The organism is Anaerostipes sp. (assembly GCF_018381315.1).
Classification (GTDB): Bacteria; Bacillota; Clostridia; order Lachnospirales; family Lachnospiraceae; genus Anaerostipes.
On sequence record NZ_JAGZSD010000012.1, the window covers coordinates 86,050 to 102,679 of the forward strand.

The following is a 16,630-nucleotide window of genomic DNA, read 5'->3' on the forward strand; positions in this document are numbered from 1 at the left end:
AAGGAATCCCTCCTGTCTCCTTAGATTTTATTTCTTATATTTTCTTCTGCTCACTGCGAACAAGATCATTCCGATACCCGCCGCCCCGACTGCTGCCAGCAGCCCTGCCTTGGAGTCATCCCCAGTGCCTGTTACTTCTGTCGTAGTTGTCGTTTCCTTCTCAACGACTTTGCTGGAAGATTTAGATCCGCCGTCTTTATAGTAAGAATCATCCTCATCCTCTGAAGACGTGGTCTCTGTATAGGTCGTTGAGGACTCTGTTGTACTTCCGCGGTATTCATCATCCTCAGACGCAGCGTCCAGCATGACAATATTCTGGATTTCTTCGTCTTCACTGACTGTAAACCGAATATCCGCAGCCTTTTCATAACCAAATGGTGCTTTAATCTCACGAAGAATATATTCCTGCCCAACGATTAACTTTGCTTTAAGCAGATGGTCACTTCCATCGGAAGTCCATTGTTCCACCAGAGTCTCTGCACCGTTTTCCTCAACCTTCAGAATCTGCAGCCTTGCCTCGGCCAAAGGTTCTTTTGTCTCACTGTCCTGTTTAGATACAGAAACCTTAGTCGGAACATTGACTGCTGAAACTGCCGCCGGGATTTCAACAGCATCGTCGTTGATCGTAAACTCATACTTTGTGTTTCCATCCAAATGATAGCCTTCTGGTGCCTTTGTCTCCTGGAAATAATATTCTCCAAACCTCAGATGTCCATACTTGATCTTTCCGTCTTCATCTGTCTTCAGGCCTTCTTCCACCAGCTTTCCATCTTTCTGATACAGACTGAATTCTGCTCCTTTTAACGTCGTTGTTTCATTTTCATTGTCTGTCTTCGTAAGTTCTACAGAACCATATTTAGCTTCATTCACTGCCTGTACAAGAATCGGTTTCTTCACCGCCTGGTCATTGATCGTGAACTCATACTTCGTACTTCCGTCCAGTTTAAATCCATCCGGTGCTTTTGTCTCCTGGAAGTAATAATCTCCGAATTTTAAATAATCATAACGAAGCTTACCGTTTGAATTTGTCTGCAGCTTCTCGGCAATCAATGTGCCGTCTTTTTTATACAGGCTGAATTCTGCTCCTGTAAGTGTCTCCGTGTGATCCTCAGTGTTTACCTTCAAAAGTTCTACAGAACCTCTCTTGGCAACATTTCCAACTTTCAGCTTAATATTTAAGGTTCCTGTGCCGTCCGGCTCAAAGCTGTATTCATTGCCGTCAAATTTGACAGAGACCTTGCTTTCGTCTGAAACTTTGCTGCCGATCTCTAATTTAAAATCATTTCCCGGCAGTTCATATCCTTCCAGTGTAGATACTTCTCTTAGATAGTAAGTATTTTCATACTTTAATCCTGCGTCAAATGCAATTCTTCCGGTATCATCCGTGCGTTTTTCATCACCGATCTTATTGTAGTGTTCATCATACAGCTGGAAAACTACATTTTTCAGTATCTCTGTGGTTCCTGCTTCATTCTTCTCAATGATCGCACGGATGTTATCGCCGGTAAGATCACTGCTTGCACCTTCCAAAATCAAAGGAATCTCTTTTGTTGTGGAGGAAACCTCTTCGGCGCTGGCATCCAGCGTAATCTTATTCTTGATCTCTCCGGTAGCAGTCGTTACATCTGTGATAAACTTCATCTGATAGAAGTGGCTTGGATTTAGACCTGACGGCAGTGTGAATATAATTTCACCGTCTATCGGGCTGTATTTCGCTTCTACACCTGAGATAACTTTATTGCTATTGCTCTTATCAATTAACTTCACAGAATCTGCTCTGTAGGTCAGTCCGGCCGGAAGACTGTCCGTAAGCTTGGCATTCTGCTTTGTGAGTACCTTGTTATTTGCATTGATATTGACAGTCCATTCCACGTAGTTTCCTTTTGTATAGGACGTTGTCTTTTCTAGACTCGGAGTATACTCTACCGTTACCGTGGCTTTTGCGGTTAATTCCCCGGTAATCTCATCTGCCGCCGCACTCACAGTGTTTGTGGCTGTCACTTTCTTTTCTTTCGGCTGGTCGGTCTTCGTACTCAAGGTTACCTTAGAATCAGCCGGAAAGGCCTGTGCGTCCGGAAAATGTATAATAACAGTTCCATTCTTTTCTTCATAATAAGGTGCTGAAGTGCTGACTTCTTTTGTAAGGACTTTATCACCGAATTTAATACTTCCATTTATCAAAGTATGATTTTCAGGCAGCTTATCTGTCAGCACAAAGTTGCGGAATGCCAGTCCATAAGAGTTGAGTGTAACTGTCCAGTCATACTTATCGTCTAATGCATGATATTTTCCGCTCTTCTTAAGATCCGTTTTGATTGTTACGCTTCCTTCTCCGGAAGTTTCTTTGTCTTTATCTTCCCAGAAAAGCTTCACCTGGTTGCTGAACTCAGCACCATTGTGAGAAGTACCATTACCAGTCTGTTTCAAATCCAGAGCACTTGTGATCTTTGTCCTGTAAGTGATTGTACATACATTTTCGCCCAGGTTCTTAATCGTATACTTAAGTGTACTGCCCTGGACTGTAACGTCAGTATAATCCTTTTCCCCGTAACTTGCCTTAAAACTGCCGTTTACATACTCTAATCCTTCTCCGAGGGTATCTGTAAAATCAACATTTCCTGTTATATTTTTCTTAGGAGTTGAGTTTATCGTAACTTTCCAGTCAATAAACTGTGTTCCGTTCTGTTTTACCAGACTTCCTGTTTTCTTCAGATCAATTTTTTTGGATGCGTATCCAGGAGTCCAGCTGTATCCGTCTTCCCATTCCGTAAGTGTGATCTTATTTCCGATCTTAATTTCTGCATTGTTTTTTGGATTGGAGCCCAGTTGTCCATGTTCTCCCTCTGTATCAAGCCAAATCTTATAATATACATTTGCGGATTTCTTCGTCGGGTCCAGCTTTATTTTTAACGTATTGGTCTTCTCATCGTAAGTATACTGGTTCACTCCCGGCTCTGCTGCAGACACTTTGACAAGCGAGATATCGCTGCCCCCATAATTCACCCTCAGTACACCCTGTTCTTCATTCAGGTATGTTCCTGAAGGAAGTTTATCTGTGATCATGATTGGCTCTAATACTTTTCCGCCTGTATCATAGATGGCTTTGAGTTTATATCCCAGCCAGGTTCTGTCCGTTATTTTGTCATAGCCCATTGTTGAATTGGCCTTTTCCTTGAGGAACTGATACTGTGCGGCACGCACGGAAGCAGTTGAACTTGCCTCACCTTTTTGGTCTGCCGTCTGTATTTTGACCGTATTCGTTATATTATTATTAATCTGGGCAGATCCGTTTTGGTTATAGCTCATATCTTCAAAATATTTATCCGGAATCTTCGTTTTATATGTGATAACATGCACTCCGTCTGTTACATTTCCGAATGTATATTCCCATCCGTCCTTTGTCAGAGCCGGGTCTGATACTGCATTTCCGTCCAACTGCATAGAACCGCTCACAAAATCCTGTTCCTCAGGATATTTAAATGTATCGGTCAGCTTATATCCCTTCAGATTCTTGTCCCCGGAATCCGGAGTCGCTGTGACTGTCCATGTGATCGTCTGATCCTCCCGGTTGAGAGAACCTTCCTTTTTTACATCGGGACTTTTCTTGGTCACCTCCGGTTTTACATCAGTCTTATATTCTTCACCGTAGCCTTCCAGCTGTCCCAGATCAAATTTTATTACCTCTTCTGTGAGCTTTTCTGCATCCACACTGCATTGAATCTGTATAAATCCGCCGACATTGGACTCTGTCAGTGTCTTTGGAAATGCTACCGTGATTGTATTGTCATTGTTGATGGTCCAGTTCGGAACCTCTCCTACAGCGCCCTGCTGGCTTTCATTCAGCTTTCTTGCTGTTCCTGTGAGGTTTTCCAAGTGAAAAACATTCGGGAGCTTCAGCTTATAGGTAGAGCCTCCTTCTATATTCACTTTATTTGGAATCTCAAATTCGTATCTGATAAGTACGCTGCTGTCTTTTGTCACCGGATGAGTACTTGAAAATGCTTCACCGGTCTTCTGATCTTTAAATTCAAACTTTGTAAGGAACTGAGTAAAATCTCCGTTTACTATGACAGAACTCTTAGTACTCTGAATCTTCTTTGCAGAATTACTCTTTTTTAATACTGTTGTATTTTGTGCTGCTGACGTTGTATTTTGTACTTCAGTTGTTGTCTTTTCTGTTGTCTGAGTCTCAGCTGCAGTTTCTGTAGTTCCTGTCTTCTCTTCTTCCGTAGCTGCTGTGACAGCAGTGGATGAACTTGATGGCACTGTCTGTTCTGTGGCTGTAGTCTCCTGGGCTTTCTGTTCTTCCTGGGCCAGCAGTCCCCGCACGTGATTGTTTCCTAATACCATTGTAAACGTGAACAATACTACAAAAATCAGCGCTGCTTTTTTTCTTGCCTTTCTTCTCTTAAACATAGCGAATTCCTCCCCATTTTTCATGATTAACAAAAAAGATCGAAAACCCGGAGGATTTTCAATCTACACATAAATAATCATTTATGAGGCAGCTGGCTGCCATGATAATATATATCAAGGCCCTATAGCTTTGCGTCACTGCTTTTCAGCAGCTTTGCCTGTTTACTTGTTACATTAAGCATATTCTTTTTTACAAAAAAAGTCAAGTATATTTCACGTATTTTCAGGAAAAGGATGCTCACTGAACATCCTAACTCTGCAAGCATCCCTTTCCCTTAGTTAAATTATCTGCGTTTTCTTCTCATAAGAATAAATACTGCGCCTGCTGCTCCTGCAGCTGCTAAAATATAGAAAACTGTGTGATCTGTATCTCCGGTCTTGGAAACCTCTGATTTTGTCACTTTAGTTACAGATTCACTGGAAGTCTTGGAAGTTCTATTTTCTCCCTTATAGTATGAATCTTCATCATCCGGCTCCTCATAAGTCGTTGTGGTTGTTTCCTCACTGGATTCAGACTCTTCTTTTTCATCGTCGCCGATAAAAGGAGCTTCCGGGGAAGGTTCATCATACATTACGACAGTCTGCAGTTCCTGCTCTGCATTTACGGTGAACTTCACATCTTCTGCAAGTTCATAGCCAAACGGTGCTTCTGCTTCTCTCAGAATATATTCTTCGCCCGGCACCAGCTTCCCTGTCACTGCATGAGCTTCTTCTGTTGATGTCCACTCCTCAACGATCAATTCTGAGCCGTCTTCCTGAACTTTGATAATCTGAAGCTCTGCCCCTGCAAGTGGTCTGTTTGTCTTTGCATCCAGCTTACGCACAGAAACTTTCGTAGGGACATTTTTCACCTCTACAACAACCGGTGTCTCCATTGTCTGGTCATTGACTGTAAACCTATGTTTTGTATCTTTATCCAGATAGTAGCCCTCCGGAGCTTTTGTCTCCTGGAAATAGTAGTTTCCGAACCTCAGATAGTCAAACTTGACTGCTCCCTGCTCATCTGTCTTTAGCCCTTCAGCGACTAATTTTCCATCCTCTGTATAGAGACTGAATTCTGCTCCTCCAAGTCCCTGATCCGGATGCTCACTGCTGGTCTTTTTAAGAAGCACAGAGCCTCTTTTTGCATCATTTGTCACAGTGAATTTGATATTTAAAGTTCCGTTGTCATCTGGTGAGAATATATAATTTTTTCCGTCAAACTGTACCGCAACTCCGTCTGCACCTTTTTCTCCAATGGTAAGCTTATATTCTTTTCCATCCAGAACATAATCATCTAAAGCTTTTGTCTCTTTCAGATAATATGTGTTTCCGTATTTCAGGCCTGCATCAAAGGAAATCCTGCCCTTCTCATCCGTAGTCAGAGGACTTCCCACTGTATCTCTGTTATGGTCATAGAGCTGGAACTCTACTCCTTCCAGAGGGCTCTCATTTTCAGAATCCACTTTATTTAAGATAAAACGGATATTGTCACCTGTAAGGCCGCTGTTCATTCCCTGCAGAATCAGCGGTACACTGCCGCTGCTGGCTTTAGTCTCCTTGGCACTGGCATCGAAGGTTACTGTATTTTTTACATTCTTTGTGGCAGTCGTCACATCTGTGATAAATACTACTTTATACTCATGTGCCAAATCTATGCCTTCCGGCATTGTGAATACAATCTTTCCTGACACACTGTCATACTCTTCACCCATACCGGATATAACTTTATTCCCTGCAGTCACATCATAGAGCTTTACAGATCCCTCTCTGTAAGCCAGCCCCGGCTGTAATGTATCTGTAATCTCTGCTTTATTCTTGGTCAGAACTGCATGATTTTTATTAATGTTGACATTCCATTCAACATAGTTGCCTTTTTTATAAGAAGTTGTTTTCTCCACACTTGGAGTAAAGCTGACATTAACAGTAGCTTTTGCTGTTAATTCTGTTTTGATCTCATCTGCAGTTACACTTACTTCATTCACTGCTGTTACAGATTCAGGCTTTGTTTCCGCCTTGGTTTCATCTGTCACAGTGCTCAGTGTCAAATCATTCTGATCTGTCGGCTGGATCACTTCCGGAAAATGGATCACAATTTGATTTCCGCTTACTTCATAGTAAGGCTTCACTGTGCTTGGTTCTGTTCCGAGAACTGTATTGCCATACTTCAGACTTCCTTCTATTAATCTGTGGCCTTCCGGCAGTTTCTCGGTAACTGTCATATTATGAACTACAAGCCCCTTTGATCTAAGCCAGATGGTCCAGTCAAACTGATCTTTGCTGCTGTTGTAGCTTCCTTTTTTTGTTACAAAAGTCTGAACATTCACAGTCCCTGTTCCGGTAACATCCTGTTTGTTTCCGTCCCACTCAAGATATACATGATTTTTGAATGAAATTCCCGGTGAACTTCCGTCGGCCTTCTGTGTAAACTGAAGTGCTCCGCCTTTGATCTTTGTAGTATATGTGATTGTGCATTTGTTTTTTCCAAGATCTTTATTCGTATAGCCTAATTCATTTCCGTTTACCTGAACATTTTTATCGTTCTTATTCTTATAGCTTGCATTAAAAGATCCGTTTACATATTCCAGACCTTCCGGAAGGACATCCTTAAAGAAAATGTCTCCGCTTACTTTTTTGGTAGGATTGTTATTGATCGTCACGGTCCATTTGATGGTATTGTCGTCACCGACTCTTGCAAAGCTTCCTGACTTTGTAAGACCAAGCTTTCCGCTTTGATAACCCTGCCCCCATGAAAAGTCTTCATAATCAGAGATGCTTACGTTATTTCCGACCTTCATAACTGCTGTATTGCGGATACTTCCTTGTTTAACTACACTGTCTGTATCCAGCCAGATCTTATAATTTACATAGACAAAGGCATTGTTGAAGGATGGATTCAACGTCACCTTAAACTGTCTGGTTGAAGCATTATAGCTGTATTCATTGACACCAGGCGTCTGATTCTGTGTTTTTGTAAGATTTATCGCTGTCTGGGTTCCATATTTTACTGTAAGCTTTCCTGCAGTTTCCATTAAAGAGGTTCCTGCCGGAAGCGTATCTGTATAGGTTACAGGATAATTTTTGCCTGCCGCATCATAGTAGCCTTTTAACTGATAGCCAAGGTACGGTTTCTGTTCTGTATCATCATATCCTAAGTTGTCAGATGCCCCTTTATCCTTCCAGAATGCATATCTAACAGCTTTTACTTCTGCTTTGGCAGAAGCCTCGCCTTTTCCATCCTGTGTCTTGACCGTCACAGTATTTGCAGCGCTTTTAGAAACATCTGATGCTACGTTATAGTTATATTTAAGTGCAAAAAATTCATCTGTAAGTTTTGTTTTATACGTAATGACATGAGATCCGCCGCAGACTTTTCCAAACTTGTAATTCCATCCGTTCTCAGTAAGCTGAGGGTCTGCGGTCTTATCCCCGTCTAATTCCATAGAACCATTCACATAAGACTGATACTTATCAAACGTATCTGTCAGTGTGTATCCTTCCAGACTGCTGTCATTCTCATCCGGTGTGGCTGTGACCGTCCATGTAATCGTCTGATCTTCCCGGTTCAGGCTTCCTTTCTTTTCTACTTTCGGGCTTCTCTTCGTAACTTCCGGTTTGTAGTCTGTATGAAACTCCTGTCCGAATCCCTGAAGCTGTCCCAGATCAAAAATAATGATCTCATCTTTTAATTTATCAGCATCAACACTGCAGTTTATCTCCATGAACCCTTCAATATTGGATTCAGTCAATGTTTTTGGAAAAGTAACGGTAATCGTTGAATTGCTGTTTACCATCCAGTTTGGAACATCCTCAACGTTCCCTGTCTGCTGCTTATTTAACTTCTGCGCAACGCCGCTGAGACCATCTAAATGGAATACATTCGGCATTTTCAGAATATAAGTAGATCCTCCCTGGATTGTTTCCTTATTTGGGATCTTAAACTCGTATCTGATGATCGCATTGCTGTCTTTTGTGACAGGATTTGATTCTGTAAACGCATTTCCTAAATGGTCTGTAAATGAAAATTTAGTTAAATATTTGGAGAAATCGCCGTTTGTCACTGCAGGCTCTGATGCCTTTTTTACAGGACTTACCGCTGTTTTATTCTGAACTGTTGCGGCAGATACAGCACTTGTGCTGTCTGTCTTTTTTGACTCTTCAGTTACTTTCTGTTCCGCTGTTGTGGCAGTCTCTGCAGACGCTGTTGTTTCTTCCACAGCAGAAGTTTCTGAAGATGCAGATGTGGTTTGATTTGATGCAGTCTCTGTTCCTGCTTCCTGTGCATATACACTGCTGAATGCGCCGTTTCCTGCAATAAATGATACAGTCAGCACAAAAGTCGCAAGAACTGCGAAAACTTTCCTTACTTTTTTATTCATTTTGATACCCCCATTAATTATTTGAAATAAAAAAGACCGAAAATCCAATGGACTTTCAATCTACACATAAATAATAATTTATGAGGCAGCTGGCTGGCACGGCTGTACTCCCTATACAACATAGCCCCTGTAGCTTTGCGTCACTGCCTTTCGACAGCTTTGCCTATTTATTTTCTACTCCCTTTACCCTATCCTTAGCATATACAAATTCCTGATAAAAATCAAGTACTTTTTTGAAATTTCTCCATGATTTTAGCAAAAAAAATCCCCACAATGGTGGAACAGAAAGTAGCGATAATCGCCGGTGCAACAATCGCAGTTGGATTGACGCTTCCGTATTGGCTTCGGAATACAATAATATTGACCGGAATCAGCTGCAGAGAGGAGATATTTAAGATCAGAAACATACACATTTCCCTGGTTGCAGTGCCCTTATGAGGATTGAGCCGATCCAGTGCTTTCATTGCTTTAATCCCTGAAGGCGTGGCTGCCCATCCAAGCCCGAGAAGATTAGCCACGATATTTGTACTGATATATTCTTTTGCTTCCTTATCCCTTAATCTCGGAAACAAAAATTTAAGAATCGGTGCAATGAGCCTTTCCATCTTTTTCACCAGACCCAGGGAAACTGCTACATTCATAATGCCGGACCATACCCCTACAACCCCAAACATTAAAATACAGAGCTGCACAGCCTCCTTGGAAGAATCCAAAATTGTGTCTGATACTGCGTTCAGATTACCGTTAATACTTCCTATTAAAATTCCTGCTAAAATTAAGACACTCCATATATAATTAATCAAAGGAAAACTCCTTTTCTGTTCATACTCTATCCTATTCTCTAAAGAAAGGTAATATGCTTCAAAGCCTACAATTGACAAGCTTTCTGAGGTGTGATATTGTTAGGTATAGTAGTTTACTAATTTGCAAGGAGGGAAGCGAATATGAAGAGTACAGGTATTGTAAGAAAGCTTGATGAGCTGGGACGTATTACTTTACCAATCGAGTTAAGACGTAATCTGGATGTGAATGAGAGGGATCCCCTTGAGATCTTCGTTGACGAAGATACAATCATATTGAAAAAGTACAATCCGGCGGACATCTTTACTGGCGAAATGGATGATCTCGTTGAGTACAAAGGCAAAAAGGTTTCAAATATGATGTTCATATGTCTCTTTTTAATTTCATAGAAAAGCGAATTCTTTCTTGTTTACTGTTCCTGATCTTTGTATGCCAGCAGCTCCTGATAAACCTCTCTCTTGCCCACTCCGCGGTCTTTGGCTACCAGCTTCATAGCTTCTTTCTGAGTGTATCCTTTTTCAAGGTAGCTTTCCATATGCTGCATCAAGTCTAACTCCAGATACTGCTCCTGGCTTTCCTTTATAATTTCCTGAAAAGTTCTGCCCTGAATGACCAGAACGCATTCTCCCTTTATGGGATGCTCTGTATAATACGCAATCACATCTTCAATATTTGAGACAAACGCTGTCTCATGTTTTTTAGTCAGTTCCCTGCATACTGTCATCTTTCTGTTTCCCAATGCCTCATACAGCTCGTCCAGAGTTTTCATCATACGGTGAGGAGCCTCATACAAAATGATGGTTCTTGTCTCATCCTTCAGCTGGTTTAAGACCATACTCCGTTCCTTTTTATCCGCAGGAAGAAATGCCTCAAAACAAAACCTTCTGGTGGGCTGTCCTGAAATAATTAGGGCGTTGATCAGTGCACATGCACCTGGAAGGGCTGTCACCTGAATCCCGCTCTCATGGCACTGACGCACCAATTCTTCTCCCGGATCAGAAATACCCGGGGTTCCTGCATCTGTAATCAGTGCAATGTTTTTTCCCTCACTCAAAAGCTTCACAAGATAGCGTGCTTTCTCCACACGGTTGTATTCATGATAACTGGTCATTTTAGTTTTTATTTCAAAATGATTCAGAAGCTTAATGCTGTGTCTCGTATCTTCTGCAGCGATCAGATCTGCCTTTTTTAATATTTCCAATACCCGGAAGGTGATATCTTCCAGGTTTCCAATCGGTGTCGCACATAAATATAATGTTCCTGCCATTTAAACCTCCCCGGGTTTCCATCCGTAGATTTCGTAAATCTCTTCTGTATATTGATTGGGCTTTTCATAAATAATCAAAGGAGGTTCCACCTTCATTCTGGATCTTCCGCCTTTCACCGCCTCCAGAAGAAAAATATTGGACTCCTTATCCCGATAGGGATAGACAAACCGGATCCTTTTCGGTTCAATTCCGTCTTCTCTCAGACAGTGCAGTATCTCCGCCAGCCGATAGCTCCGGTGCACTAAGAACAAACTTCCGCTGTTCTTTAAAAGAACTCTGGCTGCCCTGGATACATCCTCGAACCTGCACAAAACCTCATGTCTCGCTATCGCCTTGGCTCCGTTTGGATTCTTAAGGCCATGGTCATCAACCATATAAGGTGGATTGGATGTGATCACATCAAAGCTGTCATGTGAAAAAATCGCAGAGGCCTTGGTAATGTCGCCTTCTACGATCTCAATCTTCTCTTCCAGGCCGTTGACGGCGGCACTTCTCTCTGCCATCCGGACCATCTCACTCTGTATCTCCAGACCTGTGAAATGTTCCCCTGGTGTCTTGGCCTCCATAAGGATAGGAAGTATCCCGGTTCCGGTGCCCAGATCCAGCACCTTCCCGCCTCTTTTTACTTTTACAAAAGAAGACAGGAGAACTGCATCCATGCCAAAACAGAATCCATCCCGTTTTTGGATGATCTGATAGCCCTTGATCCCCAGATCATCCAGACGTTCCCCGTCCTGAAGCTCAATTTTCATAATTCTTCTGGCTGCCCTTTCCGCGTCTTTTTCTTCCGCCTTTGGGATGGTAGTTCAGGTCATCCAGCTTATACTCAACCACCTCTTTATCCCCATTGTCATCTACCACAATCAGCTTCACATTCTGCCGTAAAATATTGACTCTCTGGACTTCTCCGGTACGGCCGTCCGCGGTCTTTACCACATCGCCGATGTTAGGAAGCTTCTTATTCAAATATTCATATGTTTCCTGCTCATTTTTCAGACAGCACATCAAACGCCCGCAGACTCCTGAAATCTTTGTAGGATTCAAAGAAAGACTCTGCTCTTTGGCCATCTTGATGGAAACCGGAATAAACTCTGACAGATAGGAGCTGCAGCATAATGCCCTTCCGCAGATACCGATTCCTCCCAGCATTTTGGCCTCATCTCTTACGCCGATCTGGCGCAGTTCAATTCTTGTTCTGAAAATAGATGCCAGGTCCTTTACCAGCTCCCGGAAATCCACCCTTCCGTCGGCTGTAAAATAAAACAGGACTTTATTATTATCAAAGGTATACTCGGTAGCTACCAGTTTCATCTCCAGTTTATGCTCACGGATCTTCTGGGAGCAGATAGAAAATGCTTCTTTTTCTTTTTTTATATTCTCAAGGGCAGCTTCTCTGTCTTCCTTTGTGGCAATCCTCAGAACCGGTTTTAATTCATCGGAGATAGAGTCCTTTTCTACCTTCTTCCGGGCAATGACAACCCTGCCGTACTCTACACCGCGGGCTGTCTCCACAATGACATGCTCCCCCTGTTTTATATCAAATTTCTTTGGGTCAAAAAAATATACTTTCCCGGCAGTACGGAAACGCACCCCAACTACTTCTACCATACTTTTCCATTCTCCTTCATCGTAAGAAGCAACATCTCCATTGTCACTTCGAAATTCACGTTCGCATTCAGGCGTACTCTGGCCTTCTGGATCTCATCCATGATATGGGTAAGGCCTTCAAATGTAATATAGATCTCCTGCTCTTTAAGCTGGCGGTACTTGTCCTTAAAAATCAGGTGATTGACAGAGCCTGTCGTCTTCAGTATCAGCATATCTCTGTACCAATCTGTCATAATATCAAGAAAATCATAAATCTGTTCTTTATATTTTGTCAATGTCTTCAGATAAGAAATCATCTCGTGAAGCTCGATATGATGAATGCAGCCCAGCATTCCCAAAGCCTCATTGAGCATATCGTGGAATTCTTCGGTTGTGGCCACATGTATAGCCTTCCCCAAATTCCCCAGAGAAAACGATACTGAAAAATCTATCATGTCCTCATCTGCATCTGTATTCTCTTTTAAGTATTTCCGTATTAAATCTTCAGGCACCGTTCCCAGAGACATACACACACACCGGGATAAAATAGTCTCCAAAAGCCGGTCTTTGTTATTTGTCAAAAGCAGGATTACTGCATATTCCGGCGGTTCCTCCAGTGTTTTCAGCAGTGCATTCTGGGCACCCAGATTCATACGGTCAGCATCATCCACAACATAGATCTTATAATCGCTGCTGTACGGCTTAATGTCAATCGTCTCATTAATCCCTTTTCTGATCTCATCCACACGGATCTCATACTTCTCATGTGTAATAAAAATCAAATCCGGGTGATTCCCTGTATCCACCTGGCGGCAGGGCGTACATTCACCGCATCCGGTATGAGACTCACACAGCAGTGCTTTTGCAAAAGCCCTGGCCAATGTCATCTTTCCTGAACCGTCTTCCCCATTCAGCAGATATGCATGTGAAATCTGTCCGGTCTGAATTGCCTCCTCAAAATGCTGTATCACCTTTTTATGCCCAACCACGTTATCAAAACTCTTCATCGCATCCTCTTCCATCCCTATGAAATTATACCCCATGAGTCACTTTTTTGTCCCCTCAGGACTGGTGTGCTTCGCTTGATAAGGTATTATTAACTGCTTCCTTGATCTGACGGTGAATCTCCTCTATGGGATTTGTTCCATCAATCTTCACCATTCTATTTTTATCTCTCTCAGCTAAAAGCCTGTAACCTTCTACAACCTTTTTATGGAATTCCAGCTTTTCTGATTCCATCCGGTCCAATTCTGCCTGCTGTTTCTTCCTTCCGATGCCTGTCTCGGCATCAATATCCAGAAGAATTGTAATATCCGGCATGGTGCTTCCAACCGCAAACTGGTTGATCTCATATACCAAATCAACGCCCATCCCTCTTGCGATTCCCTGATATACTGCGGAGGACTCAATAAACCGGTCACAGATGACCACTTTCCCCTCCTCCAGAGCAGGCTGTATCACTTCTTCCACCAACTGGGCCCTGGCTGCCGCATACAAAAGAAGTTCCGTCATATGTCCCATATTTTTGTAATCCTTGTTGAGGATCACTTCCCGGATTGCTTCACTGATGACTGTACCGCCTGGTTCCCTGCATACTATTATATCATACCCTCTCTCCAATAAGTAGCCTCTTAGTAAATCAATCTGTGTAGATTTACCGGCGCCGTCCGGCCCTTCCATTGTTATAAATATTCCCATGTCAAACCCTTTCATCCACTGTATAAACTTGATCCTCAAAGAGGCCGGTCAGATTCATCTTTTGCTTTTGATATTGTTCAATTTTCCGGACAGTTTCTCCGGAGATTTTTTCTCCCGGCACAATCACAGGGATCCCCGGCGGATATAAAAATACATATTCCGCACTGACTTGACCGCATGCATCTTCCAGAGCACAAAGTTTCCTTTCCCTGATCTTTGCCTCATAAGGCGTCATAACCATTTCATTTTTAAAACAAATAGAAATATTATTTTCTTGAGTAAAATCAAGGCTGTCATCTATTTCCGTCAAAGCACTGCACAGTCGGTTTAATGCATCTTTTGTGTCACAGATGCTGGTCATAGCAATCACATATGAGAGCTCAGACATCTCCAGTTCCATTTTGTACTGAACTCTCAAAATCTCAAACAGCTCTTTTCCCGTAAGATCTGTATTCCTGGTCAGAATCACTAATTTGCCCGGATCATCCGTTTTCACCAGCTTAAGATGTTTCATTTTATAAAGTCTCGTCCGGATATCCCTCAGATTCTGCATATAATCTTCAAAAAGCTGGGGACTGTCTGCACATTTTCTGACACAGTAATCAATGGACGCCATTAATATATAAGACGGACTGCTGCTTTGAAATGTAGACACTGCCTGTTCTATTTCTCTTTTTCCTATCCGGCTGCTGCAAATATGCAGAAGGCCGGTCTGTGTCAGAGAAGGCAGTGTCTTGTGAAGGCTCTGTACCACTGCATCCGCACCCTGTGTAACTGCACTGTCCGGAAATCCGCTGTGGAATATAAAATGCGCCCCATGAGCCTCATCTACAATGAGCGGAATGCTTTTTTCATGGAGCACTTCTGCAATTCCCCTGATATCAGAAACAATTCCTTCATAAGTGGGGGATACAATAACCGCAGCCTTAATGCCAGGTTCCCTTCTGATAACATCACTTACCTCACCCGGTGTGATACCCATGCAAATATCCTGCCGTATGTCCGGATATACGTAAACAGGCTTCAGGCCCAGCAAAGATACTGCATGATATACAGACTTATGGCAGTTTCTGCTGACAAGAATCTTGTCCCCAAAGCGGCAGGCTGCAGTGACAGCAGATAAAATACCTGCAGTGCTGCTGTTAATCAGAAAATAACTTTCCTTACTTCCATATATATGTCGGACATACTCCATTGATTCTTTAATCATGCCTTCCGGGTGATGCAGGTCATCATAACCTGTGATCTCTGTAATATCAAGCGCAAACAGGTCTTCATCTTTCATAATAGACTGTTTCTGCCTTTTATGCCCCGGCATATGAAATGGATAAATATCTTCCTTATTAAGTTGTCTTAATTTATCATAAATAGGATATTTCATTTGTTTTATTCAGCCTCATTTTATCCTATTTTATCATAGACACAGAGAACAATCCAAGACCTTTCCTTGCTTTTTCATAAACTGGAAGCAAGAACAAAGTGAGCTTGTTCACTTTGCGCGCCAAATGCGATTTGCCACAGGCAAATAATTTCTCTGCGCATTTGTGCGCATCCTGCACGGAGTGCTTTTTGTTGTATAGGGGATTCTGAAATAATTTCCTATGCAACAAAAAAAGTTCTGATATTCTCAGAACTTTTTGGATGCCCAGAGCCGGAATCGAACCAGCGACACGAGGATTTTCAGTCCTCTGCTCTACCGACTGAGCTATCTGGGCCTGGATTTTGATTTTATGCAGTAAAATACTAAAAATAAATAATTCTGACCACAATGTTCAGCCTTATTTATTTTCAATGTTTTGTATACTCATATACTGCTTGGAAGTTGCGGGGGCCGGATTTGAACCAACGACCTTCGGGTTATGAGCCCGACGAGCTACCAGACTGCTCCACCCCGCGCTAAAATGGTGGGAGAAGGATTCGAACCTTCGAAGGCGTTGCCAACAGATTTACAGTCTGCCCCCTTTGGCCACTCGGGAATCCCACCATACACATATATTATACCATTTCTGCATAAAACTCAAACAAAAAAGAAAGATTTTTATGCATCTATGAGAGCCGTTGACCGGACTTGAACCGGTAACCTGCTGATTACAAATCAGCTGCTCTGCCAATTGAGCCACAACGGCTGATAAAAAATGGGACCAATAGGGCTCGAACCTATGACCCTCTGCTTGTAAGGCAGATGCTCTCCCAGCTGAGCTATGATCCCAAATTTATATATAAATCCTTATATTAAGGAAAAGCGACCCGGATGGGAATCGAACCCACGACCTCCGCCGTGACAGGGCGGCGCTCTAACCGGCTGAGCCACCGGGCCAAATCTTTATAAAAACAAAAACTAAGAAGTAAGAACTAAACAGTTTTTATTTCTTATGTCTCATTTTTATGTTGAAATACAAAATGTACCTTCAAAACTACATACAGAATCTTTCATCAAACCTCTTCCTTACCTTCACCTTGGTTAAAGCCTCGACCGATTAGTAACAGTCAGCTCCATACGTT

Annotated in this window: 10 protein-coding genes, 6 tRNA genes and 2 riboswitches; of the genes, 1 reads left to right on the plus strand and 15 read right to left on the minus strand. The window is 42.4% G+C overall.

Annotation, left to right across the window (positions count from 1 at the left end; genetic code table 11):
- Window positions 1–27 precede the first annotated feature (27 nt).
- The 3 genes from KH180_RS10640 to KH180_RS10650 form a co-directional block, all read right to left on the minus strand.
- A complete protein-coding gene (locus KH180_RS10640) occupies window positions 28–4,416 on the minus strand; it encodes a SpaA isopeptide-forming pilin-related protein (RefSeq protein ID WP_290760097.1) in 4,389 nt (1,462 codons plus the stop codon).
- 84 nt (window positions 4,417–4,500) lie between these two features.
- A riboswitch (cyclic di-GMP riboswitch) is annotated at window positions 4,501–4,585 on the minus strand.
- Window positions 4,586–4,700: 115 nt separating this feature from the next.
- On the minus strand, window positions 4,701–8,774 hold the full coding sequence (locus KH180_RS10645; RefSeq protein ID WP_290760099.1) for an MSCRAMM family protein: 4,074 nt from the start codon (window positions 8,772–8,774) through the stop codon (window positions 4,701–4,703).
- Between the two features lie 81 nt (window positions 8,775–8,855).
- A riboswitch (cyclic di-GMP riboswitch) is annotated at window positions 8,856–8,948 on the minus strand.
- Window positions 8,949–8,995: 47 nt separating this feature from the next.
- Complete coding sequence (locus KH180_RS10650; protein ID WP_290760101.1) at window positions 8,996–9,577, minus strand: nucleoside recognition protein; 582 nt, start codon at window positions 9,575–9,577, stop codon at window positions 8,996–8,998.
- A 141-nt stretch (window positions 9,578–9,718) separates the two neighbouring features.
- On the opposite strand from KH180_RS10650, the gene KH180_RS10655 reads away from it, so the two are divergent.
- Complete coding sequence (locus KH180_RS10655; protein ID WP_290760103.1) at window positions 9,719–9,964, plus strand: AbrB/MazE/SpoVT family DNA-binding domain-containing protein; 246 nt, start codon at window positions 9,719–9,721, stop codon at window positions 9,962–9,964.
- 20 nt (window positions 9,965–9,984) lie between these two features.
- Here the strand turns inward: KH180_RS10655 and rsmI are convergent, their stop codons facing one another.
- From rsmI to KH180_RS10715, 12 genes are all read right to left on the minus strand, one after another.
- The gene (rsmI, locus tag KH180_RS10660; RefSeq protein WP_290760105.1) at window positions 9,985–10,842 is read right to left on the minus strand and encodes a 16S rRNA (cytidine(1402)-2'-O)-methyltransferase; all 858 of its coding nucleotides are present in this window, start codon (window positions 10,840–10,842) and stop codon (window positions 9,985–9,987) included.
- Window positions 10,843–11,595, minus strand: a complete 753-nt coding sequence (locus KH180_RS10665; RefSeq protein WP_290760106.1) for a tRNA1(Val) (adenine(37)-N6)-methyltransferase — start codon at window positions 11,593–11,595, stop codon at window positions 10,843–10,845.
- Complete coding sequence (locus tag KH180_RS10670; protein WP_290760108.1) at window positions 11,585–12,451, minus strand: PSP1 domain-containing protein; 867 nt, start codon at window positions 12,449–12,451, stop codon at window positions 11,585–11,587. Before KH180_RS10670 ends, KH180_RS10665 begins: the two co-directional genes overlap by 11 nt.
- A complete protein-coding gene (holB, locus tag KH180_RS10675; RefSeq protein WP_290760110.1) occupies window positions 12,445–13,437 on the minus strand; it encodes a DNA polymerase III subunit delta' in 993 nt (330 codons plus the stop codon). The genes KH180_RS10670 and holB overlap by 7 nt, the downstream gene beginning before the upstream one ends.
- 55 nt (window positions 13,438–13,492) lie before the next feature.
- Window positions 13,493–14,128: a dTMP kinase gene (tmk, locus tag KH180_RS10680; protein WP_290760112.1), complete on the minus strand. Its 636-nt coding sequence runs from the start codon at window positions 14,126–14,128 to the stop codon at window positions 13,493–13,495.
- Between the two features lies 1 nt (window position 14,129).
- Window positions 14,130–15,509, minus strand: a complete 1,380-nt coding sequence (locus tag KH180_RS10685; RefSeq protein ID WP_290760114.1) for an aminotransferase class I/II-fold pyridoxal phosphate-dependent enzyme — start codon at window positions 15,507–15,509, stop codon at window positions 14,130–14,132.
- Window positions 15,510–15,770: 261 nt separating this feature from the next.
- Window positions 15,771–15,843 (minus strand) — tRNA-Phe (locus tag KH180_RS10690).
- A 107-nt stretch (window positions 15,844–15,950) separates the two neighbouring features.
- A tRNA-Met gene (locus tag KH180_RS10695) sits at window positions 15,951–16,024 on the minus strand.
- A 6-nt stretch (window positions 16,025–16,030) separates the two neighbouring features.
- Window positions 16,031–16,112 (minus strand) — tRNA-Tyr (locus KH180_RS10700).
- A gap of 69 nt (window positions 16,113–16,181) precedes the next feature.
- Window positions 16,182–16,254 (minus strand) — tRNA-Thr (locus KH180_RS10705).
- Between the two features lie 10 nt (window positions 16,255–16,264).
- Window positions 16,265–16,337: transfer RNA gene (locus KH180_RS10710), tRNA-Val, on the minus strand.
- Window positions 16,338–16,371: 34 nt separating this feature from the next.
- Window positions 16,372–16,445, minus strand: a tRNA-Asp gene (locus KH180_RS10715).
- Between the last annotated feature and the right edge of the window lie 185 nt (window positions 16,446–16,630).

Excerpts from the sequence above, each read along its gene's own strand:
- KH180_RS10640 (WP_290760097.1), bottom strand. The coding sequence starts at position 4,416 with ATGTTTAAGAGAAGAAAGGCAAGAAAAAAAGCAGCGCTGATTTTTGTA.
- KH180_RS10645 (WP_290760099.1), bottom strand. The coding sequence starts at position 8,774 with ATGAATAAAAAAGTAAGGAAAGTTTTCGCAGTTCTTGCGACTTTTGTG.
- KH180_RS10655 (WP_290760103.1), top strand. The coding sequence starts at position 9,719 with ATGAAGAGTACAGGTATTGTAAGAAAGCTTGATGAGCTGGGACGTATT.
- rsmI (WP_290760105.1), bottom strand. The coding sequence starts at position 10,842 with ATGGCAGGAACATTATATTTATGTGCGACACCGATTGGAAACCTGGAA.
- KH180_RS10665 (WP_290760106.1), bottom strand. The coding sequence starts at position 11,595 with ATGAAAATTGAGCTTCAGGACGGGGAACGTCTGGATGATCTGGGGATC.
- KH180_RS10670 (WP_290760108.1), bottom strand. The coding sequence starts at position 12,451 with ATGGTAGAAGTAGTTGGGGTGCGTTTCCGTACTGCCGGGAAAGTATAT.
- holB (WP_290760110.1), bottom strand. The coding sequence starts at position 13,437 with ATGAAGAGTTTTGATAACGTGGTTGGGCATAAAAAGGTGATACAGCAT.
- tmk (WP_290760112.1), bottom strand. The coding sequence starts at position 14,128 with ATGGGAATATTTATAACAATGGAAGGGCCGGACGGCGCCGGTAAATCT.
- KH180_RS10685 (WP_290760114.1), bottom strand. The coding sequence starts at position 15,509 with ATGAAATATCCTATTTATGATAAATTAAGACAACTTAATAAGGAAGAT.